Source organism: Streptomyces griseomycini, assembly GCF_014203535.1.
Lineage (GTDB): Bacteria > Actinomycetota > Actinomycetes > Streptomycetales > Streptomycetaceae > Streptomyces > Streptomyces griseomycini.
In genome coordinates this window covers 243,512-260,726 of the sequence record NZ_JACHJI010000003.1, presented here as the reverse complement: position 1 = coordinate 260,726, position 17,215 = coordinate 243,512, and the positions used below count along the sequence as shown (strand labels likewise).

The window sequence follows — 17,215 nt, the reverse complement described above, 5'->3', positions numbered from 1 at the left end:
GAGTTCCTGAGACGAGGAGTTGGTCCACCATGGCCGCCGAACTCACCGCGCACCAGCTGATCGCCCGGCACCGTCCCACCCTGGACCAGGCCCTGGAAGCGATCCGCACGCGTGCGTACTGGTCCCCGCACCCCGAGCACCCCAAGGCCTACGGGGAGAACGGCAGCCTGGACATGGCGGCGGGCAAGGCCGCCTTCGACGCCCTGCTCGGCACCCGCCTCGACCTCGACCAGCCCGGCACGGACGGCTGGGTCGACGGCGAGACCTCCCCGTACGGCGTCGAGCTGGGCGTGAGCTACCCGCACGCGGACCTCGACGTGCTGCTGCCGGCCATGAGGGCCGGGATGCGGGCCTGGCGGGACGCGGGCGCGGAGGCACGCGCGGTGGTCTGCCTGGAGATCCTCAAGCGGATCAGCGACCGGACGCACGAGTTCGCCCACGCGGTCATGCACACCTCCGGCCAGGCGTTCATGATGGCGTTCCAGGCGGGCGGCCCCCACGCGCAGGACCGCGGCCTGGAGGCGGTGGCCTACGCCTACGCGGAGCAGGTCCGCACGCCCGGCACCGCCCGGTGGACCAAGCCGCAGGGCAAGCGCGACCCGCTGGAGCTGACCAAGAGCTTCACCCCGGTGCCGCGCGGCATCGGCCTGGTCATCGGCTGCAACACCTTCCCGACGTGGAACGGCTACCCGGGTCTGTTCGCCTCCCTCGCCACCGGCAACGCGGTCCTGGTCAAGCCCCACCCGCGCGCGGTGCTGCCGCTCGCGCTCACGGTGCGGATCGCGCGCGAGGTGCTCACCGAGGCCGGCTTCGACCCCAACCTGGTCGCGCTGGCCGCCGAGCGGCCCGGCGAGGGCATCGCCAAGACGCTCGCGACCCGTCCGGAGATCCGGATCATCGACTACACCGGCTCGACGGAGTTCGGCGACTGGCTGGAGGCCAACGCCCGCCAGGCCCAGGTGTACACGGAGAAGGCCGGCGTCAACACGGTGCTGGTGGAGTCGACGGACGACTACCGGGGGATGCTCGCCAACCTGGCGTTCTCCCTGTCGCTGTACAGCGGCCAGATGTGCACCACCCCGCAGAACCTGCTGATCCCCCGGGACGGCATCACCACCGACCAGGGCCCGAAGTCCTTCGACGAGGTCGCCGCCGACCTGGCGAAGGCGGTCGACGGGCTGCTCGGCGACGACGCCCGCGCGAACGGCCTGCTGGGCGCGATCGTCAACCCGGAGGTCAGGGCCCGCCTGGAGGCCGCCGCCGGGCTCGGCGAGGTCGCCCTCGCCTCCCGCGAGATCGCCAACCCGGAGTTCCCGGACGCGGTGGTCCGCACGCCGGTGATCGTGAAGCTGGACGGTGCCAAGCCGGACGACGAGGCCGCCTACATGAGCGAGTGCTTCGGTCCGGTCTCCTTCGCCGTCGCGGTCGACTCGGCCGGTGACGCCGTGGAGCTGCTGCGGCGCACCGTCCGCGAGAAGGGCGCGATGACGGTCGGCGCGTACACGACCTCCCCGGAGGTCGAGGAGGCGGTGCAGGAGGTCTGCCTGGAGGAGGCGGCCCAGCTCTCCCTCAACCTCACCGGCGGGGTGTACGTCAACCAGACGGCCGCCTTCTCCGACTTCCACGGCTCCGGCGGCAACCCTGCGGCCAACGCGGCCCTGTGCGACGGCGCGTTCGTGGCCAACCGCTTCCGGGTGGTCGAGGTGCGCCGGGAGGCGTAGGACCGCCCGCGGGGGCGCGCTCAGGCGGGTGCGCCCCCGGTGGCGCTCCAGTGGTACAGCGTCATGGCCACACTGGTGGCGAGGTTGTAGCTGGAGACCTGGGGGCGCATCGGCAGCGCGATCAGGTGGTCGGCCCGCGCGCGCAGTTCCGGCGAGAGCCCGCTGCGCTCGGAGCCGAAGGCGAGCAGCGCGTCGTCGGGCAGTTCCGTCCCGCGGATGTCCTCGCCCTCCGGGTCGAGCGCGAAGACCGGGCCGGGCGGCAGCTCCCCCGCGGTCAGCCGCTCCACGGCGGTGGCGAAGTGCAGCCCGGCCCCGCCGCGCACGACGGTGGGGTGCCAGGGGTCGAGCGTGCCGGTGGTGACGACCCCGGTCGCCCCGAAACCGGCGGCCAGCCGGATCACGGCCCCGGCGTTGCCCAGGTTGCGCGGATTGTCCAGGACCACGACGGGAGCGGTGCGCGGGGCCCGGGCGAGCCTCTGGAGGTTGTCCGCACGGGAGGGGCGTACGGCCAGGGCGGCCACGGCGGTGGGGTGCGGGCGCGGGACGAGCGAGGCGTACGTCCCGTGCTCCACCTCGGTCAGCAGCGCCGCCAGGACGTCCCGGACGTCCGGGGCCAGCTCGTCGGCGAGGGCGAGCGCGGCGGCCCGGTCGGCGGTGACCGCGACCAGGACCTCCGCCCGGAAGCGCACGGCGTGCTTGAGGGCGTGGAAGCCGTCGAGCAGCACCGCGGTGTCGCTCTGCCGGTGCCAGAGGGCGACGGGATCGACGGGATCGGTCATGCCGTGCAGCCTACGTGCGCGGTGCCGGGGCCCCTCCGGGCGCGGGGGCCGACTCCGCCTCCGCGGCCCCCACCGCCTCCGCCCCGCCGTCCCGGGTGCCGTCGGCGCCGTCGGTGCGGGAGTCCGGGCGCCGCGGACCGGGGACGGACGGGCCGCCGCCGCCCGGACGCAGGCGGTCACGCGCACGTGCCGCCAGAGCGCCCAGGCGGCGCAGGAAGGACGTCGGCAGGAACACCGCGTCGGCCGCGAGCATCGCCAGGGAGAAGAAGGGCAGCCCGAGGACGACGGCGATCACCGCGTGCTCGGTCATCATGAGGGCCAGCAGGACGTTCTTGACCCGCCGGTTGAACAGCGTGAAGGGGAAGGCGACCTGCACGGCGACCGTCCCGTAGGTCACCACCATCACCAGGGTGCCGCTGGCCGACAGCAGGTCGGCGAGGCCCGGCCAGGGGGAGAAGTACTCCAGGTGCAGCGGGTAGTGGACCGCGGTGCCGTCCTGCCAGCGGGAGCCCTGCACCTTGTACCAGCCGGCCGTGGCGTAGATCAGGCACACCTCGGCCATGATCACCAGCAGGGCGCCGTTGTGCACGATGTTCGCGACCACGTCCAGCAGGATCCGCGGCTGCCCGGTCCCCGCGCGGCGTCCGACCAGCCACCACAGCGCCTGGGCCGTCCACACGGTCCACAGCAGCACCGGTACGAACCGGTCGCCGTCCATCCGGCCCGCCAGGGTCGCCACGAGCAGCAGGAAACCGAGCACGCCCCACAGCGCCGGACCGACCCGGTCCCGCGGCCGCTCCCCCCGCGCGCGTGCTGCGGCCTCGCGCCGTGCGCGCCGCGCGTCCAGTGACCAGACCCGGCCGCAGCGCGTGAACACCAGGTAGATCGACATCAGGTGCAGGACGTTGTCGCCGCCGTCCCCCATGAAGACGCTGCGGTTCTGCAGCGTCAGCACCCCCACCATGAACAGCACCGACGTGGTGCGGGTGCGCCAGCCCAGCAGCAGCAGGAAGCTCCACAGCACGGCGAGCGCGTAGACGGCCTCGAACCAGCCCCGGCCGTCCGTCCACAGCAGCGCGGTGAAGGCGCCGTTCGTCCCGACGAGCTGATCGGCGAGGTCCCGGCTCCAGGGGCCGTCGGGTCCGTACAGCTCGTGGCGGTGAGGGTACTCGCGCAGCAGGAACAGCAGCCAGGTCAGGCTGAAGCCGATGCGTATGACGGCGGTCTGGTGGGGGCCGAGCGCGGAGTCGGCGACCCGGGCGATGGCGCGGGAGACCGCCAGCGAGAAGCGGTTCACCCGACGCCTCCCCGGGCCTCGTCCTCCGGCACCGGCCACCAGGGCAGCGTGCGGTACACGGGCGTGGTGGAGACCTTCTCCCCGCTCCACTCCGGCGGCGGCACGTTGGTGGTGCGCGAGCGGACCTGGACCCGCTCGACGAGACCGCCCGGACCGGCCGCGTCCGCCCGGTCGAGGCGCAGCACCGTGATCCGGCGCAGGTACGACTCCGACAGCGCCCCGCGCAGGCCCACCGGGCGGTTGTCGTCGTCGTGCGTCGCGACGAAGAAGTCCCAGGCGCGCCGCAGCTCGTTCTGCTGGGTGTGGCTGGGCAGCGGGTTGCCGTCGATGGCCCGGCCGTCCTGCGCGGACAGGTCGTACCAGCCGGTGGTGCGCGCTCCCCCGTCCGCCGTCCGGATCTCGGCGCGCACCTGGACGGCGATGTTCTGCTGCAGCGGGTTCGGCGCGAACAGCTTCCAGTTCTGCTCGAACTCCGGGTAGATCCAGTTCTCGATCGTCCCGCTGTGCTTCTTGCTGACCGTGTTCGCGGGGGCCACGTGCAGGAACGTCATGCCGAGGTGCACACAGACCCCGACCGCGACCACCGCGAGCGCCATCGCGGCGCCGATCTGGTAGCGCAGGGAGAGGGCGGCCACACCGGTACGGGGCTCGGGGGGCGGACCGGCCGGGGAGCGTCCGGGTCCGTCGGCCGGGGCGCGCGGCGCGGGCGGGAGGCCCGCCGGAGCGCCGGGAACGGGCGGGGCCGCCCGGCGGCCCGGCGCGTCCGCCGGGTCGTCGGACGCGGGTGCGGGGCCGGGCAGGGCGCGGCGCGGGTCCGGCCCGCTCGGCCCGTGCCGGGCGCTCGAGCCCTCGTCGTACGCGTCCATGTCCGCCCTGTTCCTCGCTCCCGGGCCGCTCCCGGCCCGTCCGTCGCCGCCCTCGGCCGGCCGCCGGGGGGGGCGGCGTCCCGCTGCCGCGGCGGCGCGATCGCGCCGCCGCGGCGCGGCATGTCGCACGGAACGGTACTCAGGACCGCCCGCCCGGGCACAGTCCCGGGGAGCCACCCGTTCCGCGGCCGTGCCGCACGCGCGGCCGCGCACCGTCCTCCACAGGCGTTCCCCGCAGGTTATCCACAGCGGTTGACACCTCGCGGCGCCCGTCTCACCATGGAATCGCACGAACCGAACGATCGGTCGGGAGCGTGTTCCGAGAAGAGCCCAGGTCGAGGGGGACCCATGGCGACAGCAGCCGCCCGCGATACGACCCGCAGCCAGGCGTACGACGCACCGGACGGCGCCGCCGACACCGCCGAGTACGCGCGCGCCTTCGACGCGGCCGTCGCCGCCGACGAGCGGATCGAGCCGCGCGACTGGATGCCGGACGCCTACCGGGCGACGCTGGTCCGGCAGATCGCGCAGCACGCCCACTCCGAGATCATCGGCATGCAGCCGGAGGCCAACTGGATCACGCGCGCGCCCTCACTGCGCCGCAAGGCGATCCTGATGGCCAAGGTGCAGGACGAGGCCGGGCACGGCCTGTACCTCTACAGCGCCGCCGAGACCCTCGGCACCAGCCGCGACGAGCTGCTCGACAAGCTGCACTCCGGCCGCCAGAAGTACTCCTCGATCTTCAACTACCCCACGCTGACCTGGGCGGACGTCGGCGCGATCGGCTGGCTCGTGGACGGCGCCGCGATCACCAACCAGGTGCCCCTGTGCCGCTGCTCCTACGGCCCGTACGCGCGCGCCATGGTTCGCATCTGCAAGGAGGAGTCCTTCCACCAGCGCCAGGGCTACGAGCTGCTGCTGGCCCTGAGCAAGGGCACTCCCGAGCAGCACGCGATGGCGCAGGACGCGGTGGACCGCTGGTGGTGGCCGTCGCTGATGATGTTCGGCCCGCCCGACGACGAGTCCCAGCACTCCGCCCAGTCGATGGCCTGGAAGATCAAGCGGCACTCCAACGACGAACTGCGCCAGCGCTTCGTCGACATCTGCGTCCCCCAGGCCGAGTCCCTCGGCCTCACCCTCCCCGACCCGGACCTGAAGTGGAACGAGGAGCGCGGCCACTACGACTTCGGCCCGATCGACTGGACGGAGTTCTGGGAGGTCCTCAAGGGCAACGGCCCGTGCAACGAACAGCGGCTGACCCGGCGCAGGAGGGCCCACGAGGAGGGCGCCTGGGTCCGGGAGGCGGCAGCGGCCCACGCGGCCAAGCACACGAACGGCCAGACGGTCGAGACAGGAGCGGCGCGAGCATGACCCACACCGACTGGCCCCTGTGGGAGGTCTTCGTGCGCTCGCGCCGCGGACTGTCCCACACCCACGCCGGCAGCCTGCACGCGCCCGACGCGGAGCTCGCCCTGCGCAACGCCCGCGACCTGTACACCCGGCGCGGCGAGGGCGTCTCCATCTGGGTCGTGCCGTCGACCGCGATCACCGCCTCCTCGCCCGACGAGAAGGACCCGTTCTTCGAACCGGCCGCCGACAAGCCCTACCGGCACCCGACGTTCTACGAGATCCCCGAGGGGGTGCAGCACCTGTGACGACGACCCCCGCGAAGGACACCGCCCTCACGACCGCCGCGCTCGCCCTCGGCGACGACGCGCTGGTGCTCTCCCACCGCCTGGGCGAGTGGGCCGGCCACGCCCCCGTGCTCGAGGAGGAGGTCGCCCTCGCCAACATCGCGCTGGACCTGCTGGGCCAGGCCCGGGTGCTGCTGTCGATGGTGGGCGACGAGGACGAGCTGGCCTACCTGCGCGAGGAACGCGCCTTCCGCAACCTCCAGTTGGTGGAACAGCCCAACGGCGACTTCGCCCACACCATCGCCCGCCAGCTGTACTTCTCCACCTACCAGCACCTCCTGCACACCGAACTGGCCGCGGGCGACGGCCCGTTCGCACCACTGGCCGCCAAGGCCGTCAAGGAGGTCGCCTACCACCGCGACCACGCCGAGCAGTGGACCCTGCGGCTCGGGGACGGCACCGACGAGAGCCACACGCGGATGCAGCGTGCCGTGGACGCGCTGTGGCGCCACACCGGCGAGATGTTCCAGCCGGTCGAGGGCCTCGACGCCGACTGGACCGGCCTGGAGACGGCCTGGCTGGAGCGGATCACAGAGGTACTGCGCCGCGCCACGCTCACGGTGCCCGAGGGCCCGCGGACAGGGGCGTGGACGGCCGGCGCGGGCCGCCAGGGCCTGCACACCGAGCCCTTCGGCCGCATGCTCGCCGAGATGCAGCACCTGCACCGCAGCCACCCGGGGGCGACATGGTGACCACCACCCCGCTGGAGGCGGAGCTCCTGGAGCTCGCCGGTTCGGTACCCGACCCGGAACTTCCCGTTCTGACCCTGCGCGAACTGGGCGTCGTGCGCGCGGTGCACGCACGCGGTGCGGACTCCGTCGAGGTCGAGCTGACCCCGACGTACACCGGCTGCCCCGCCGTCGAGGCGATGAGCCTGGACATAGAGCGGGTGCTGCGCGAGCACGGGGTGCGCGAGGTCACCGTCCGCACGGTGCTCGCGCCCGCCTGGTCGACCGACGACATCACCGACGAAGGGCGCCGCAAACTCCGGGAGTTCGGCATCGCCCCGCCGCGCGTGCGGTCGGCGTCCGGACCGGTCCGGGTGGAGCTCGGACCGACCCGCACCCACGCGCCCGGTACCCACGGCACCCCGGGGGAAGAGGAGCTCGACCCCGTGCGCTGCCCGCACTGCGGGTCCGCCGAGACCGAACTGCTCAGCCGTTTCTCCTCCACCGCGTGCAAGGCCCTGCGCCGGTGCCTGGCCTGCCGCGAACCGTTCGACCACTTCAAGGAGTTGTGATGGCACGCTTCCACCGGCTCCGGGTGGCCGCGGTCGACCGGCTCACCGACGACTCCGTCGCCCTCACCCTCGCCGTCCCCCCGGACCTCCGCGAGGAGTACCGGTACGCGCCCGGCCAGCACCTGGCCCTGCGGCGCACCGTCGACGGCCAGGACATCCGGCGCACCTACTCCATCTGCTCCCCCGCGCCCGACGGCGAGGGACCGAGCACACTCCGGGTCGGCGTGCGGTTCGTCGAGGGCGGCGCCTTCTCGACGTACGCGCTGAAGGAGATCGACGTCGACGACGAGCTGGAGGTGATGACCCCGGCCGGCCGCTTCACGCTCCGTCCCGCACCCGGCCTGTACGCGGCGATCGTCGGCGGCAGCGGCATCACCCCGGTGCTGTCGATCGTCTCGACCCTCCTCGCGCGCGAGCCCCGCGCCCGCTTCTGCCTGATACGCAGCGACCGGACGTCCGCCTCGACGATGTTCCTGGAGGAGGTCGCCGACCTGAAGGACCGCTACCCCGAGCGGTTCCAGCTGGTGACGGTGCTCTCCCGGGAGGAACAGCAGGCGGGCCTGCCGTCCGGGCGGCTGGACCGGGAGCGGCTCACCGGGCTGCTGCCGGCGCTGCTGCCCGTGGAGCAGGTGGACGGCTGGTTCCTGTGCGGTCCGTACGGACTGGTCGAGGGGGCCGAGCGGGCCCTGCGCGGGCTGGAGGTCGCACGCTCCCGCATCCACGAGGAGATCTTCCACGTGGACGCCGGCACGGCACCGGCCGCGACGGCGCCGACCCCCGCCCACAGCACGGTCACCGCCCGGCTCGACGGACGCGGCGGCACCTGGCCCGTCCAGGCCGGCGAGTCCCTGCTGGAGACGGTGCTGCGCAACCGGCCCGACGCGCCCTACGCCTGCAAGGGCGGCGTGTGCGGGACCTGCCGCGCCTTCCTCGTCTCGGGCGAGGTGCGGATGGACCGCAACTTCGCGCTGGAGTCGGAGGAGACCGAGGCGGGTTACGTCCTGGCGTGCCAGTCCCATCCGGTGACGGAGAGAGTGGAACTGGACTTCGACCGCTGAGGGCCGCGCCCGGACTCCCGGGCGCGCCGGGACCGCCGGCGGGTCACAGCACGTGGCCGGGCTGTCCGTCGTCGGTCACGACGGGGCGGCCGGCGGCCTCCCACACCTGCATGCCGCCGTCCACGTTCACGGCGTCGATGCCCTGCTGGACCAGGTACATCGTGACCTGGGCCGACCGCCCGCCGGAGCGGCAGATCACATGCACCCGGCCGTCCTGCGGGGCGGCCTCGGTCAGCTCGCCGTAGCGGGCCACGAACTCGCTGATCGGGATGTGCAGCGCCCCTTCGGCGTGACCGGCCTTCCACTCGTCGTCCTCACGGACGTCCAGCAGGAAGTCGCCGTCCTCGAGGTCCGCGACCGCGACCGTGGGCACACCAGCTCCAGAACTCATGCCCCCGACGCTACCCGACCGGACGGGTCCGGGGCTCAGGCCAGCAGCTCCGCCAGCTCCGTCTCGCGTTCGGCCACCTGGGCCCGCAGCTGCTCGGCGATCTCCTCCAGCAGCCGGTCGGGATCGTCCTGGGCCAGGCGCAGCATCGCCCCGATGGCGCTCTCCTCCAGCTCCTTGGCGACCACCGTGAGCAGTTCCTTGCGCCGGGCCAGCCATTCGAGGCGGGCGTACAGCTCCTCGGCTGCGCTCGGGGCACGCTCGAGCTGCGGGCCGACGGCCCACTCCTCGGCGAGTTCGCGCAGTTCGGCCTCGTTCCCGCGGGCGTAGGCGGCGTTGACGCGGGTGATGAACTCCTCGCGGCGCTGCCGCTCCTTCTCCTCCTGCGCCAGGTCCGGGTGGGCCTTGCGGGCGAGGTCGCGGTAGAGCCTGCGGGCCTCCTCGCTGGGCCGTACCCGCTGCGGGGGCCGGACCGGCTGGTCCGTGAGCATGGCCGTGGCCTCCGGGAAGAGGCCGTCGCCGTCCATCCAGCCGTTCAGCAGCTCCTCGACGCCGGGGATCGGCATCAGCCGGGCACGCGCCTCGTCGGCACGGCGCAGGTCCTCGGGGTCGCCGGTGCGGGCGGCCCTGGCCTCCAGGATCCGGGCGTCCAGTTCCTCGAGGCGGGCGTACATGGGGCCGAGCTTCTGTTCGTGCAGCCGGGAGAAGTTCTCGACCTCGACGCGGAAGGTCTCCACGGCGATCTCGAACTCGATCAGCGCCTGCTCGGCGGTCCGTACGGCCTGCTCCAGCCGCTCCTCGGGCCGCGAGGCACCACCACCGTCCGGCGTCCGCGCACCGGCGCCGCCGCCACCCTGCTCACCTTCCGAGGTCGTCACCCGGACAGGGTAGGCCACCACCCGGGCTCACGGACCCCACGGCCGTCCGGGCCCCCTCCCGCGGGCCGTCTCCGGGTCCCCTCCACCTCACGCCCCCGCCTCCGCCGCGATCCGTCCCGACCGCACCGCCGTCAGCAGGTCCGCGTGGTCCGCCTCCGTGCGGTCGGCGTAGGCGACGGCGAAGGCCGCCACGGCCTCGTCCAGCTCGTCGTTCTTGCCGCAGTAACCGGCGATCAGCCGGGGGTCCGCGCTGTGGGAGTGGGCGCGGGCCAGGAGGGCGCCGGTCATGCGGGCGTAGTCGTCGATCTGGTCGGCGGCCAGTGCGGCCGGGTCGACGCTGCCCTTGCGGTTGCGGAACTGGCGCACCTGGAAGGGGCGGCCGTCGACCGTCGTCCAGCCCAGCAGGCTGTCGCTCACCACCTGCATCCGCTTCTGGCCCAGCACCACCCGCCTGCCCTCGTGGCCGGCCTCCGGGGCGTCGAAGCCGGCCGTCAGCAGATGCGGCACCAGGGCCGAGGGGCGGGCCTCCTTCACCTGCAGGACCAGGGGCTCCCCCCGGTGGTCGAGGAGCAGCACGACGTACGAGCGGGTGCCCACGCTGCCCGTGCCGACGACGCGGAACGCCACGTCGTGCACCGCGTGCCGGGCCAGCAGCGGGAGGCGGTCCTCCGGGAGCGTGCCGAGGTACTCCTCCAGGGAGACGGCCACCGCGGCGGCCTCGCCGTCCGGGACGCGGCGCAGCACCGGCGGCGCGTCGACGAAGCGGCGTCCGCCGTCCGCCGTCGCCTCGGTCGACTTGGCCGCGAAGCGGCCGCTGGTGTTCGCGCGGGCCTTCTCGGAGACCCGCTCCAGCGTGCCCAGCAGGTCGTGGGCGTCGGTGTGGGAGACCAGTTCCTCGTCCGCGATGGCGTTCCACGCGTCCAGTGCCGGCAGCCTGGACAGCAGCCGCATCGTGCGGCGGTAGGCGCCCACCGCGTCGTGGGCCGCCGCACGGCAGGTGTCCTCGTCCGCGCCGGCCTCCCGCCCCGCGAGCACCAGTGAGGCGGTGAGCCGCTTCAGGTCCCACTCCCAGGGGCCCGTCACCGTCTCGTCGAAGTCGTTCAGGTCGATGACCAGTCCGCCGCGCGCGTCGCCGTACAGGCCGAAATTCGCCGCGTGCGCGTCACCGCATATCTGGGCGCGTATCCGCGTCATGGGGGTGCGGGCCAGGTCGTACGCCATGAGGCCCGCCGATCCGCGCAGGAAGGCGAACGGTGTCGCGGCCATCCTGCCCACCCGGATCGGGGTCAGTTCGGGCAGCCGGCCGCGGCTGGACTCCTCGACGGCGCCGACCGCGTCGGGGCGGGAGGCGTCCAGGTCGAGGAGGGCGTGTGCGCTGCGCGGGATCCGGTCGCGCAGGGCCTTGCCCTCCGCCTTCGGGGCGCCCGCGGCCGGCCACTCGGCGAAGCCCGGCACACGCGGCAGCCGCCGCCCTTCCCCCGCCCCGCCCGGTCCGGCCTGCGCCGTCGTCCCCGCAACGCCCTCCGTCACAGCAACCGCCTCCCCCGTGCGCACGCCCACGCACCTGCGCGCGTGCCCCGCGACACGTCCCTCGGGCCCGGCGCCGACACGGACATCGGCGCAGGGCATGACATCAACCGTGCCGACCGTACAACCGGTGGCCGGAACGCGTCAGTCCCTGTGGACGACTCCCCCGCCCTCACGCCCGCAGGTAGGCCAGGACCGCCAGGACCCTGCGGTGGGTCTCGTCCGCCGGGGGCAGGTCCAGCTTGGTGAGGATGCTGCCGATGTGCTTGCCCACGGCCGCCTCCGACACCACGAGCTCCCGGGCGATCGCGCCGTTCGACTTCCCCTCCGCGACCAGCGCCAGCACCTCCCGCTCGCGCGGGGTGAGCCGTTCCAGCGGGTCGCGGCGCCGGCGCAGCAGCTGCCGCACCACCTCCGGGTCGACGACGGTGCCGCCGTCCGCGACCTCGCACAGCGCCTCGACGAACTCCTCGACCTGGCCGACGCGGTCCTTCAGCAGGTAGCCGACGCCCGTTCCGTCACCCGAGTCCAGCAGTTCGGAGGCGTACGTCCGCTGCACGTACTGGCTCAGCACCAGCACGGGGAGCGTGGGCCGCCGCTCCCGCAGCCGCACCGCCGCGTGCAGCCCCTCGTCCTGGAAGCCGGGCGGCATGCGGACGTCCGTCACGACGATGTCGGGGGTGTGCTCCTCGACCGCGGCGACCAGCGCCTCCGCGTCGCCGACGGCCGCGACGACCTCGTGCCCGCAGCGGTCGAGCAGGCCGATGAGCCCTTCCCGCAGCAGCACGCCGTCCTCCGCCAGCACTACGCGGAGCGGTCGGTCAACTCGCAGGGCGCACAAGGGATCTCCACACGCAACAGGGTCGGGCCGCCCACCGGACTGGACAGGGAGAGTCTGCCATCCAGCACCGACACCCGGTCCGCGAGTCCCACCAGTCCGCTGCCGGCCGTGGTCCCGTCCCCGGACCCGACCCCGGCTCCGTCCCCGGACCCGACCCCGGCTCCGTCCCCGGACCCGACCCCGGCTCCGTCCCCGGACCCGACCCCGGCTCCGGCTCCGGTCCCGACCCGTGCACCGCCCCGGCCGTCGTCGGACACCTCCAGGAACAGACGGCCGTCCCGGTGCCCGCCGCTCACCCGCGCCCGACGGGCCCCGCTGTGCTTGGCGACGTTCGCCAGCGCCTCGCACACCACGAAGTACGCGGCGGCCTCCACCGCCTGGGGCAGCCGGCCGGACAGCTCCAGCTCCACGTCGACGGGCACGGCCGAGCGGTCGGCGGCGTCGGCGACGGCGGCCTCCAGGCCGTAGTCGGCGAGGACCTTGGGATGGATGCCGTGGATGAGCTCGCGCAGCTCCTCCAGCGCCCTGCCCGCCTCCTCGTGGGCCTTGGCGAGCTGATCGGCGAGCGGGCCGGGCGGCGCGTCCAGGCGGGCCAGACCCAGCGTCATCGTCAGCGCCACCAGCCGCTGCTGGGCCCCGTCGTGCAGATCGCGTTCGATGCGCCGCCGCTCCGCCTCGAAGGCGTCGACCAACCGCACGCGGGAACGGGTCAGTTCGACCACCCTGGCGTCCAGGTCCCCGCCGCGCGGGGCGATCAGCAGCCGGGTCAGCTCGGCGCGTGCGCCGGCGGCCACCCCCAGGACGTAGGCGCCGAGGGCCGTCAGCAGCAGCCCCAGCACGGCGGCCGCGAACGCCGTCGGCCAGGTGGTGACCGTCCACAGCTTGAGCACCTTGGCCTCCCGGCCGTCCCCGGCCGTGGCCATCAGCAGCGGGGTGGCGACCGTGCCCAGCGGCAGGAGCAGGCCGACCGTGAGCGCGAGGGCGTCGACCGGCCACAGCAGGACCGCGCACAGCAGGGCGTGACCGAGCTCCCGCCAGGTGGCCCGTTCCCGCACCCGGGTGACCAGCCACGCCCACAGGCCGGGGGCGGCGGGCGGCCGGTGCGGGTCGGGCGCCGGGTCCCGGTCGACCAGGCGCAGCCGGAGCCGCTCCAGCCGGGCCACCGGGACGCCCGCGAGGGCCGTCGCGCACAGCAGCGGCAGTCCCACCAGCGCGAGCGCGAGCACACCGCCGACCGCCACCGAGGCCACGAGACCCACGAGGACGACGACTCCGCTCACCACGCCGGTGAGCAGGTACCCGGCCGAGCGCCACGGCCACGGCGACAGCGGGTAGCCGGGGCGGGCCATGGCCTGCCAGGGATTGCGGGGCCGGGGGCGGGTCATCGGCTGCATGCGGATCACCGTAGGAGCCCGCGCCACCCGGATCCATCGGCCCAGGGGGAGAACCCGGGGTATGCCTGGCCCTACCCCAGGTCTCGCCCCTGCCGTACTGCGCCGACCGGCCCCCGACCGGTTTCGTGGAGCCGCACGACCGGCCCGGAACGGCCGGACCGAAGTGGACGGACGGGCAGATGGGCAGGGAAGTGGGGGAACACATGGACCAGACGGGCCGGAGGAGCCAGAGGGGTCAGAGAGTCCCGAGGGCTGAGAGGGACCAGAGGAACGAGGGAGACCGGAGGAACCGGAGAGACCAGGGGAACCAGGCAGACCGGAGGAACCGCGACGCGGTCACCCTGCGCCGCGTGAGCCGCCGGTACGGATCGGGGGACAGCGCGGTGACGGCGCTCGACGACGTGACCCTCTCCCTCCCCCGGGGCACCTTCACCGCCGTCATGGGCCCCTCCGGCTCGGGCAAGTCGACCCTCCTGCAGTGCGCCGCCGGCCTGGACCGGCCCACGTCGGGCTCGGTCACCGTGGGCGACACCGAACTGACCGGGCTGAACGAGACCGGGCTGACCCTGCTGCGCCGCGAACGGATCGGATTCGTCTTCCAGTCGTTCAACCTGCTGCCGTCGCTGACCGCCGAGCAGAACGTGGCGCTGCCGCTGCGCCTGGCCGGCCGGCGCGTGCCCCGGGCCCGGGTCCGCGAGGTGCTCCGGCAGGTCGGTCTCGGTGAGCGGGCCCGGCACCGGCCGACGGAGATGTCCGGCGGCCAGCAGCAGCGCGTGGCCCTGGCCCGCGCCCTGATCACCCGCCCCGAGGTGCTGTTCGGCGACGAGCCGACCGGCGCCCTGGACTCGCGGACCGGTCGCGAGGTGCTGGCTCTGCTGCGCGGCATGGTCGACCGCGAGGGCCAGACGGTCGTCATGGTGACGCACGACCCCGTCGCCGCCTCCTTCGCGGACCGGGTGGTCTTCCTCGTCGACGGCCGGATCGACGGCGAACTCGCCGGAGCGGGCGCCGACGCCATCGCCGCCCGCATGACCGGGCTGGAGGGCGCGCCGTGCTGAGCGTCGCCCTGCGCACCCTGCGCACCCGCCGGGTCACCTTCGCCGGCAGCTTCGTCGCCCTGGCGCTGGGCGTCGCGCTGCTCGCCGTCATGGGCCTGGTCCTCGCCTCCTCGCTGGACGCGCCCGAGCGGCGTCCGGAGCGGTTCGCGGCCGCGCCGGTCGTGGTCAAGGGGCAGGACACCCTGCGCGTGCCGACCCCGATCGGCGACCGCACGCAGAAGCTCGCCCGGCCGCGGGCCGTGCCCGCCGCGACCGTCGCGGAGCTGGAGCGGCTCGGCGCCGTCGTGCCGGACCGGTCCTTCGCCGTACGGGCGGCGGGCGGGCCGGGTGATCTGGTGGGCCACCCCTGGTCCACGGCCGCGTTCGCCCCGTACGAGATCGAGGCGGGACGTGCCCCCCGCGCCGCCGGCGAGGTCGTGATCACCGGCGACTGGGCGGAGCCCGGCCGGAGCGTGCGCACCGACCGCGGCACCGTGCGGGTCGTCGGCACCGTCGCCGACCGCGGTTTCGAGCACGCCGTCTTCTACACCGACGCGCAGGCGGCCCGGCTGTCCCCCGTCTCCGTCCAGCTGGTGGTCGACGCCGACCCGGCGGACGTACGGGACGCGGTGCGCGGCAGCGGCGCCGAGGTGCTGACCGGGAGCGCGCGCCGGTACGCCGAAGCCGACCCCGACCGGGACGTCGAGGCGCTGACCGCGATGAACGCCCTGTTCGGCACGGCCGGCGGCGTCACCGCCTTCGTGTCGGTGTTCGTGGTGGCCTCCACCTTCGCCTTCGCCGTCGCCCAGCGGCGCCGCGAGTTCGGCCTGCTGCGCACCGCCGGCGCCACGCCCGGCCAGATCCGCCGGACGGTGTTCGCCGAGGCCGCGCTGGTCGGTGTCCTCGCGTCGGCCGCCGGCTGCGTGCTCGGCGCCCACGGCGCTCCGGTACTGGTCGAGCGGGTGGTCGACGGCGGCCTGGCACCGTCCTGGTTCACCGTCGGCGACCACACCTGGCCGTACCACGCGGCCTTCTGGACGGGCCTGCTCGTCGCCCTGTGCGGCGCGGTGGCCGCCTCCTGGCGGGCGGGCCGGACCGGGCCCGCCCAGGCGCTGCGCGAGGCGTCGGCGGACACCGGGGCGATGCCCCGGGGCCGCCTGCTGTTCGGCGCGGGCCTGCTGCTGACCGCCGTGGTGACCCTCGGCACCGCGCTGGCCGGTGACCCGGGCGACCTGCTGCAGCGCAAGACGTACGTGAGCCGGCCGATGCTGCTGATCACCGCGGTCGCGCTGCTCGCGCCGGTCGTGGTGCGCCCGCTGACCCGGCTGCTCGCCTGGCTGCCCGCCCGGCTGCCGGGCGCCGGCGGCATGCTGGTCCGGGAGAACGCCGCCGCGGGGGTGCGCCGCACCGCCTCGGTCGCGGCCCCGGTCCTGGTCACGGTCGCCCTCACGGGCTCCCTGCAGGGCGCCACCGCGACGCTGGACGAGGCGAAGGCGGCCGAGACGCGGGAGCGGACCGCCGCCGCCTTCGTCGTCACCGCCCCGGGCGGCACGGGATTCGACGCGCGGACGCTCGACGGGCTGCGCGCCGTGCCCGGCGCCGAGGTGTCCGCGACCGCGACGAGCGCCGTGTATGTCCTCGAGGAGGGTGTGGCCCTCGTCAGGTCCGAGGCCCGTGCCGCCGGGCCCCGGGCGCTGGCGGCCACCACGCGCCTGCCGCTGGCCGCCGGCCGGGTGGCCGACCTCGACGACGGCTCGATCATCGTCAACGAGGAGTGGGAGCGGCACACCGTGGGGGAGCGGGTGCGTGTGTGGCTCGGCGACGGCACGGAGAAGACGCTGCGGATCGCCGCGGTCATGACCACCGGCACCGGTGACAACGGCGTCTACGTCACCCCGGCCAACGCTCCCGGCGCGGCCGTCGACCGGGTCGACGTCGCGCTCGCGGACGGGGCCGACGCCGGTGCCGTGGCCGCCGGGCTGCGCGAGGCGGTGCGTTCCGCCGGCGGGGAGGTGCTCACCCGGGACCGGTGGGTCGCGGCCGCCTCGCCCGGGACCGACCGCACGGCCCGGCTCGGCTTCCTGCTGGTGCTCGGCATCGCCCTGCTGTACACCGGGATCTCCCTGGTGAACACGATGGTCATGGCGACCTCCGACCGGGTGCGCGACCTGGCCGTGCTGCGGCTGGCCGGGGCCACCCGCGGACAGGTGCTGCGGCTGGTCGGGGCCGAGGCCCTGACGGTGGTCGCGGTCGGCGGGCTGCTGGGCCTCCTGGTCGCCGGGCTCAACCTGGCCGGGATGTGGGCCGCGCTGGATCTGCTGTCGGCTCCGGCCGTCCTCGCGCCGCCCTGGGCGGAGCTCGGCGTCGTCACGGCCGCCTGCGCCCTGCTCGCCGTGGTGTCCGCCGTCGTCCCCGCCGCTCTCGCCCTGCGGCGCCGCGCGGTGGAGTCGGCCGGCGTACGGGAGTGACGGTCTCTCCCGGACGCCCCTCGCCGA

Annotated in this window: 16 protein-coding genes; 8 read left to right on the top strand and 8 right to left on the bottom strand. The window is 74.6% G+C overall.

What is annotated here, in order from left to right; all coding sequences use genetic code 11:
- Positions 1 to 29 precede the first annotated feature (29 nt).
- Positions 30 to 1,721, top strand: a complete 1,692-nt coding sequence (paaN, locus tag FHS37_RS10080; RefSeq protein WP_184819255.1) for a phenylacetic acid degradation protein PaaN — start codon at positions 30 to 32, stop codon at positions 1,719 to 1,721.
- A 20-nt stretch (positions 1,722 to 1,741) separates the two neighbouring features.
- Here paaN and FHS37_RS10075 read toward each other — a convergent pair whose 3' ends face one another.
- Genes FHS37_RS10075 through FHS37_RS10065 form a run of 3 tightly spaced genes read right to left on the bottom strand, consistent with a single transcriptional unit; the run spans position 1,742 to position 4,663 of the window.
- On the bottom strand, positions 1,742 to 2,500 hold the full coding sequence (locus FHS37_RS10075) for a TrmH family RNA methyltransferase (RefSeq protein WP_184819253.1): 759 nt from the start codon (positions 2,498 to 2,500) through the stop codon (positions 1,742 to 1,744).
- 10 nt (positions 2,501 to 2,510) lie between these two features.
- The gene (locus FHS37_RS10070; protein WP_184819251.1) at positions 2,511 to 3,797 is read right to left on the bottom strand and encodes an HTTM domain-containing protein; all 1,287 of its coding nucleotides are present in this window, start codon (positions 3,795 to 3,797) and stop codon (positions 2,511 to 2,513) included.
- Complete coding sequence (locus tag FHS37_RS10065; protein WP_184819249.1) at positions 3,794 to 4,663, bottom strand: DUF5819 family protein; 870 nt, start codon at positions 4,661 to 4,663, stop codon at positions 3,794 to 3,796. The genes FHS37_RS10070 and FHS37_RS10065 overlap by 4 nt, the downstream gene beginning before the upstream one ends.
- Positions 4,664 to 5,011: 348 nt before the next feature.
- Here FHS37_RS10065 and paaA point away from each other — a divergent pair, with 348 nt between their 5' ends.
- Genes paaA through FHS37_RS10040 form a run of 5 tightly spaced genes read left to right on the top strand, consistent with a single transcriptional unit; the run spans position 5,012 to position 8,655 of the window.
- Positions 5,012 to 6,034, top strand: coding sequence for a 1,2-phenylacetyl-CoA epoxidase subunit PaaA (gene paaA, locus FHS37_RS10060; protein ID WP_184819247.1), 1,023 nt, complete (start codon positions 5,012 to 5,014; stop codon positions 6,032 to 6,034).
- Positions 6,031 to 6,318: a 1,2-phenylacetyl-CoA epoxidase subunit PaaB gene (paaB, locus tag FHS37_RS10055; RefSeq protein WP_184819245.1), complete on the top strand. Its 288-nt coding sequence runs from the start codon at positions 6,031 to 6,033 to the stop codon at positions 6,316 to 6,318. The genes paaA and paaB overlap by 4 nt, the downstream gene beginning before the upstream one ends.
- A complete protein-coding gene (paaC, locus tag FHS37_RS10050; RefSeq protein WP_184819243.1) occupies positions 6,315 to 7,049 on the top strand; it encodes a 1,2-phenylacetyl-CoA epoxidase subunit PaaC in 735 nt (244 codons plus the stop codon). Before paaB ends, paaC begins: the two co-directional genes overlap by 4 nt.
- Positions 7,043 to 7,597, top strand: a complete 555-nt coding sequence (gene paaD / locus FHS37_RS10045; protein WP_184819241.1) for a 1,2-phenylacetyl-CoA epoxidase subunit PaaD — start codon at positions 7,043 to 7,045, stop codon at positions 7,595 to 7,597. Before paaC ends, paaD begins: the two co-directional genes overlap by 7 nt.
- A complete protein-coding gene (locus FHS37_RS10040) occupies positions 7,597 to 8,655 on the top strand; it encodes a 2Fe-2S iron-sulfur cluster-binding protein (protein WP_184819239.1) in 1,059 nt (352 codons plus the stop codon). Before paaD ends, FHS37_RS10040 begins: the two co-directional genes overlap by 1 nt.
- Positions 8,656 to 8,698: 43 nt before the next feature.
- Here FHS37_RS10040 and FHS37_RS10035 read toward each other — a convergent pair whose 3' ends face one another.
- The 5 genes from FHS37_RS10035 to FHS37_RS10015 all read right to left on the bottom strand — a co-directional run bounded on the left by FHS37_RS10035 (position 8,699) and on the right by FHS37_RS10015 (position 13,638).
- Positions 8,699 to 9,028, bottom strand: a complete 330-nt coding sequence (locus FHS37_RS10035) for a rhodanese-like domain-containing protein (protein WP_184819982.1) — start codon at positions 9,026 to 9,028, stop codon at positions 8,699 to 8,701.
- Between the two features lie 53 nt (positions 9,029 to 9,081).
- On the bottom strand, positions 9,082 to 9,921 hold the full coding sequence (locus FHS37_RS10030; protein WP_184819237.1) for a hypothetical protein: 840 nt from the start codon (positions 9,919 to 9,921) through the stop codon (positions 9,082 to 9,084).
- An 87-nt stretch (positions 9,922 to 10,008) separates the two neighbouring features.
- Positions 10,009 to 11,550 carry a DUF2252 domain-containing protein gene (locus FHS37_RS10025; protein ID WP_373304258.1) on the bottom strand — a complete coding sequence of 514 codons (1,542 nt, stop codon included), beginning with the start codon at positions 11,548 to 11,550 and terminating at the stop codon, positions 10,009 to 10,011.
- Between the two features lie 70 nt (positions 11,551 to 11,620).
- A complete protein-coding gene (locus FHS37_RS10020; RefSeq protein WP_184819232.1) occupies positions 11,621 to 12,253 on the bottom strand; it encodes a response regulator transcription factor in 633 nt (210 codons plus the stop codon).
- The gene (locus FHS37_RS10015; protein WP_245005465.1) at positions 12,253 to 13,638 is read right to left on the bottom strand and encodes a sensor histidine kinase; all 1,386 of its coding nucleotides are present in this window, start codon (positions 13,636 to 13,638) and stop codon (positions 12,253 to 12,255) included. Before FHS37_RS10015 ends, FHS37_RS10020 begins: the two co-directional genes overlap by 1 nt.
- 248 nt (positions 13,639 to 13,886) lie before the next feature.
- Between FHS37_RS10015 and FHS37_RS10010 the strand changes: the two genes are divergently transcribed.
- Entirely contained in the window at positions 13,887 to 14,741 is an 855-nt protein-coding gene (locus FHS37_RS10010; protein WP_184819230.1) for an ABC transporter ATP-binding protein, read from the top strand.
- Complete coding sequence (locus FHS37_RS10005; protein ID WP_184819228.1) at positions 14,735 to 17,188, top strand: FtsX-like permease family protein; 2,454 nt, start codon at positions 14,735 to 14,737, stop codon at positions 17,186 to 17,188. The genes FHS37_RS10010 and FHS37_RS10005 overlap by 7 nt, the downstream gene beginning before the upstream one ends.
- Positions 17,189 to 17,215: the final 27 nt, after the last annotated feature.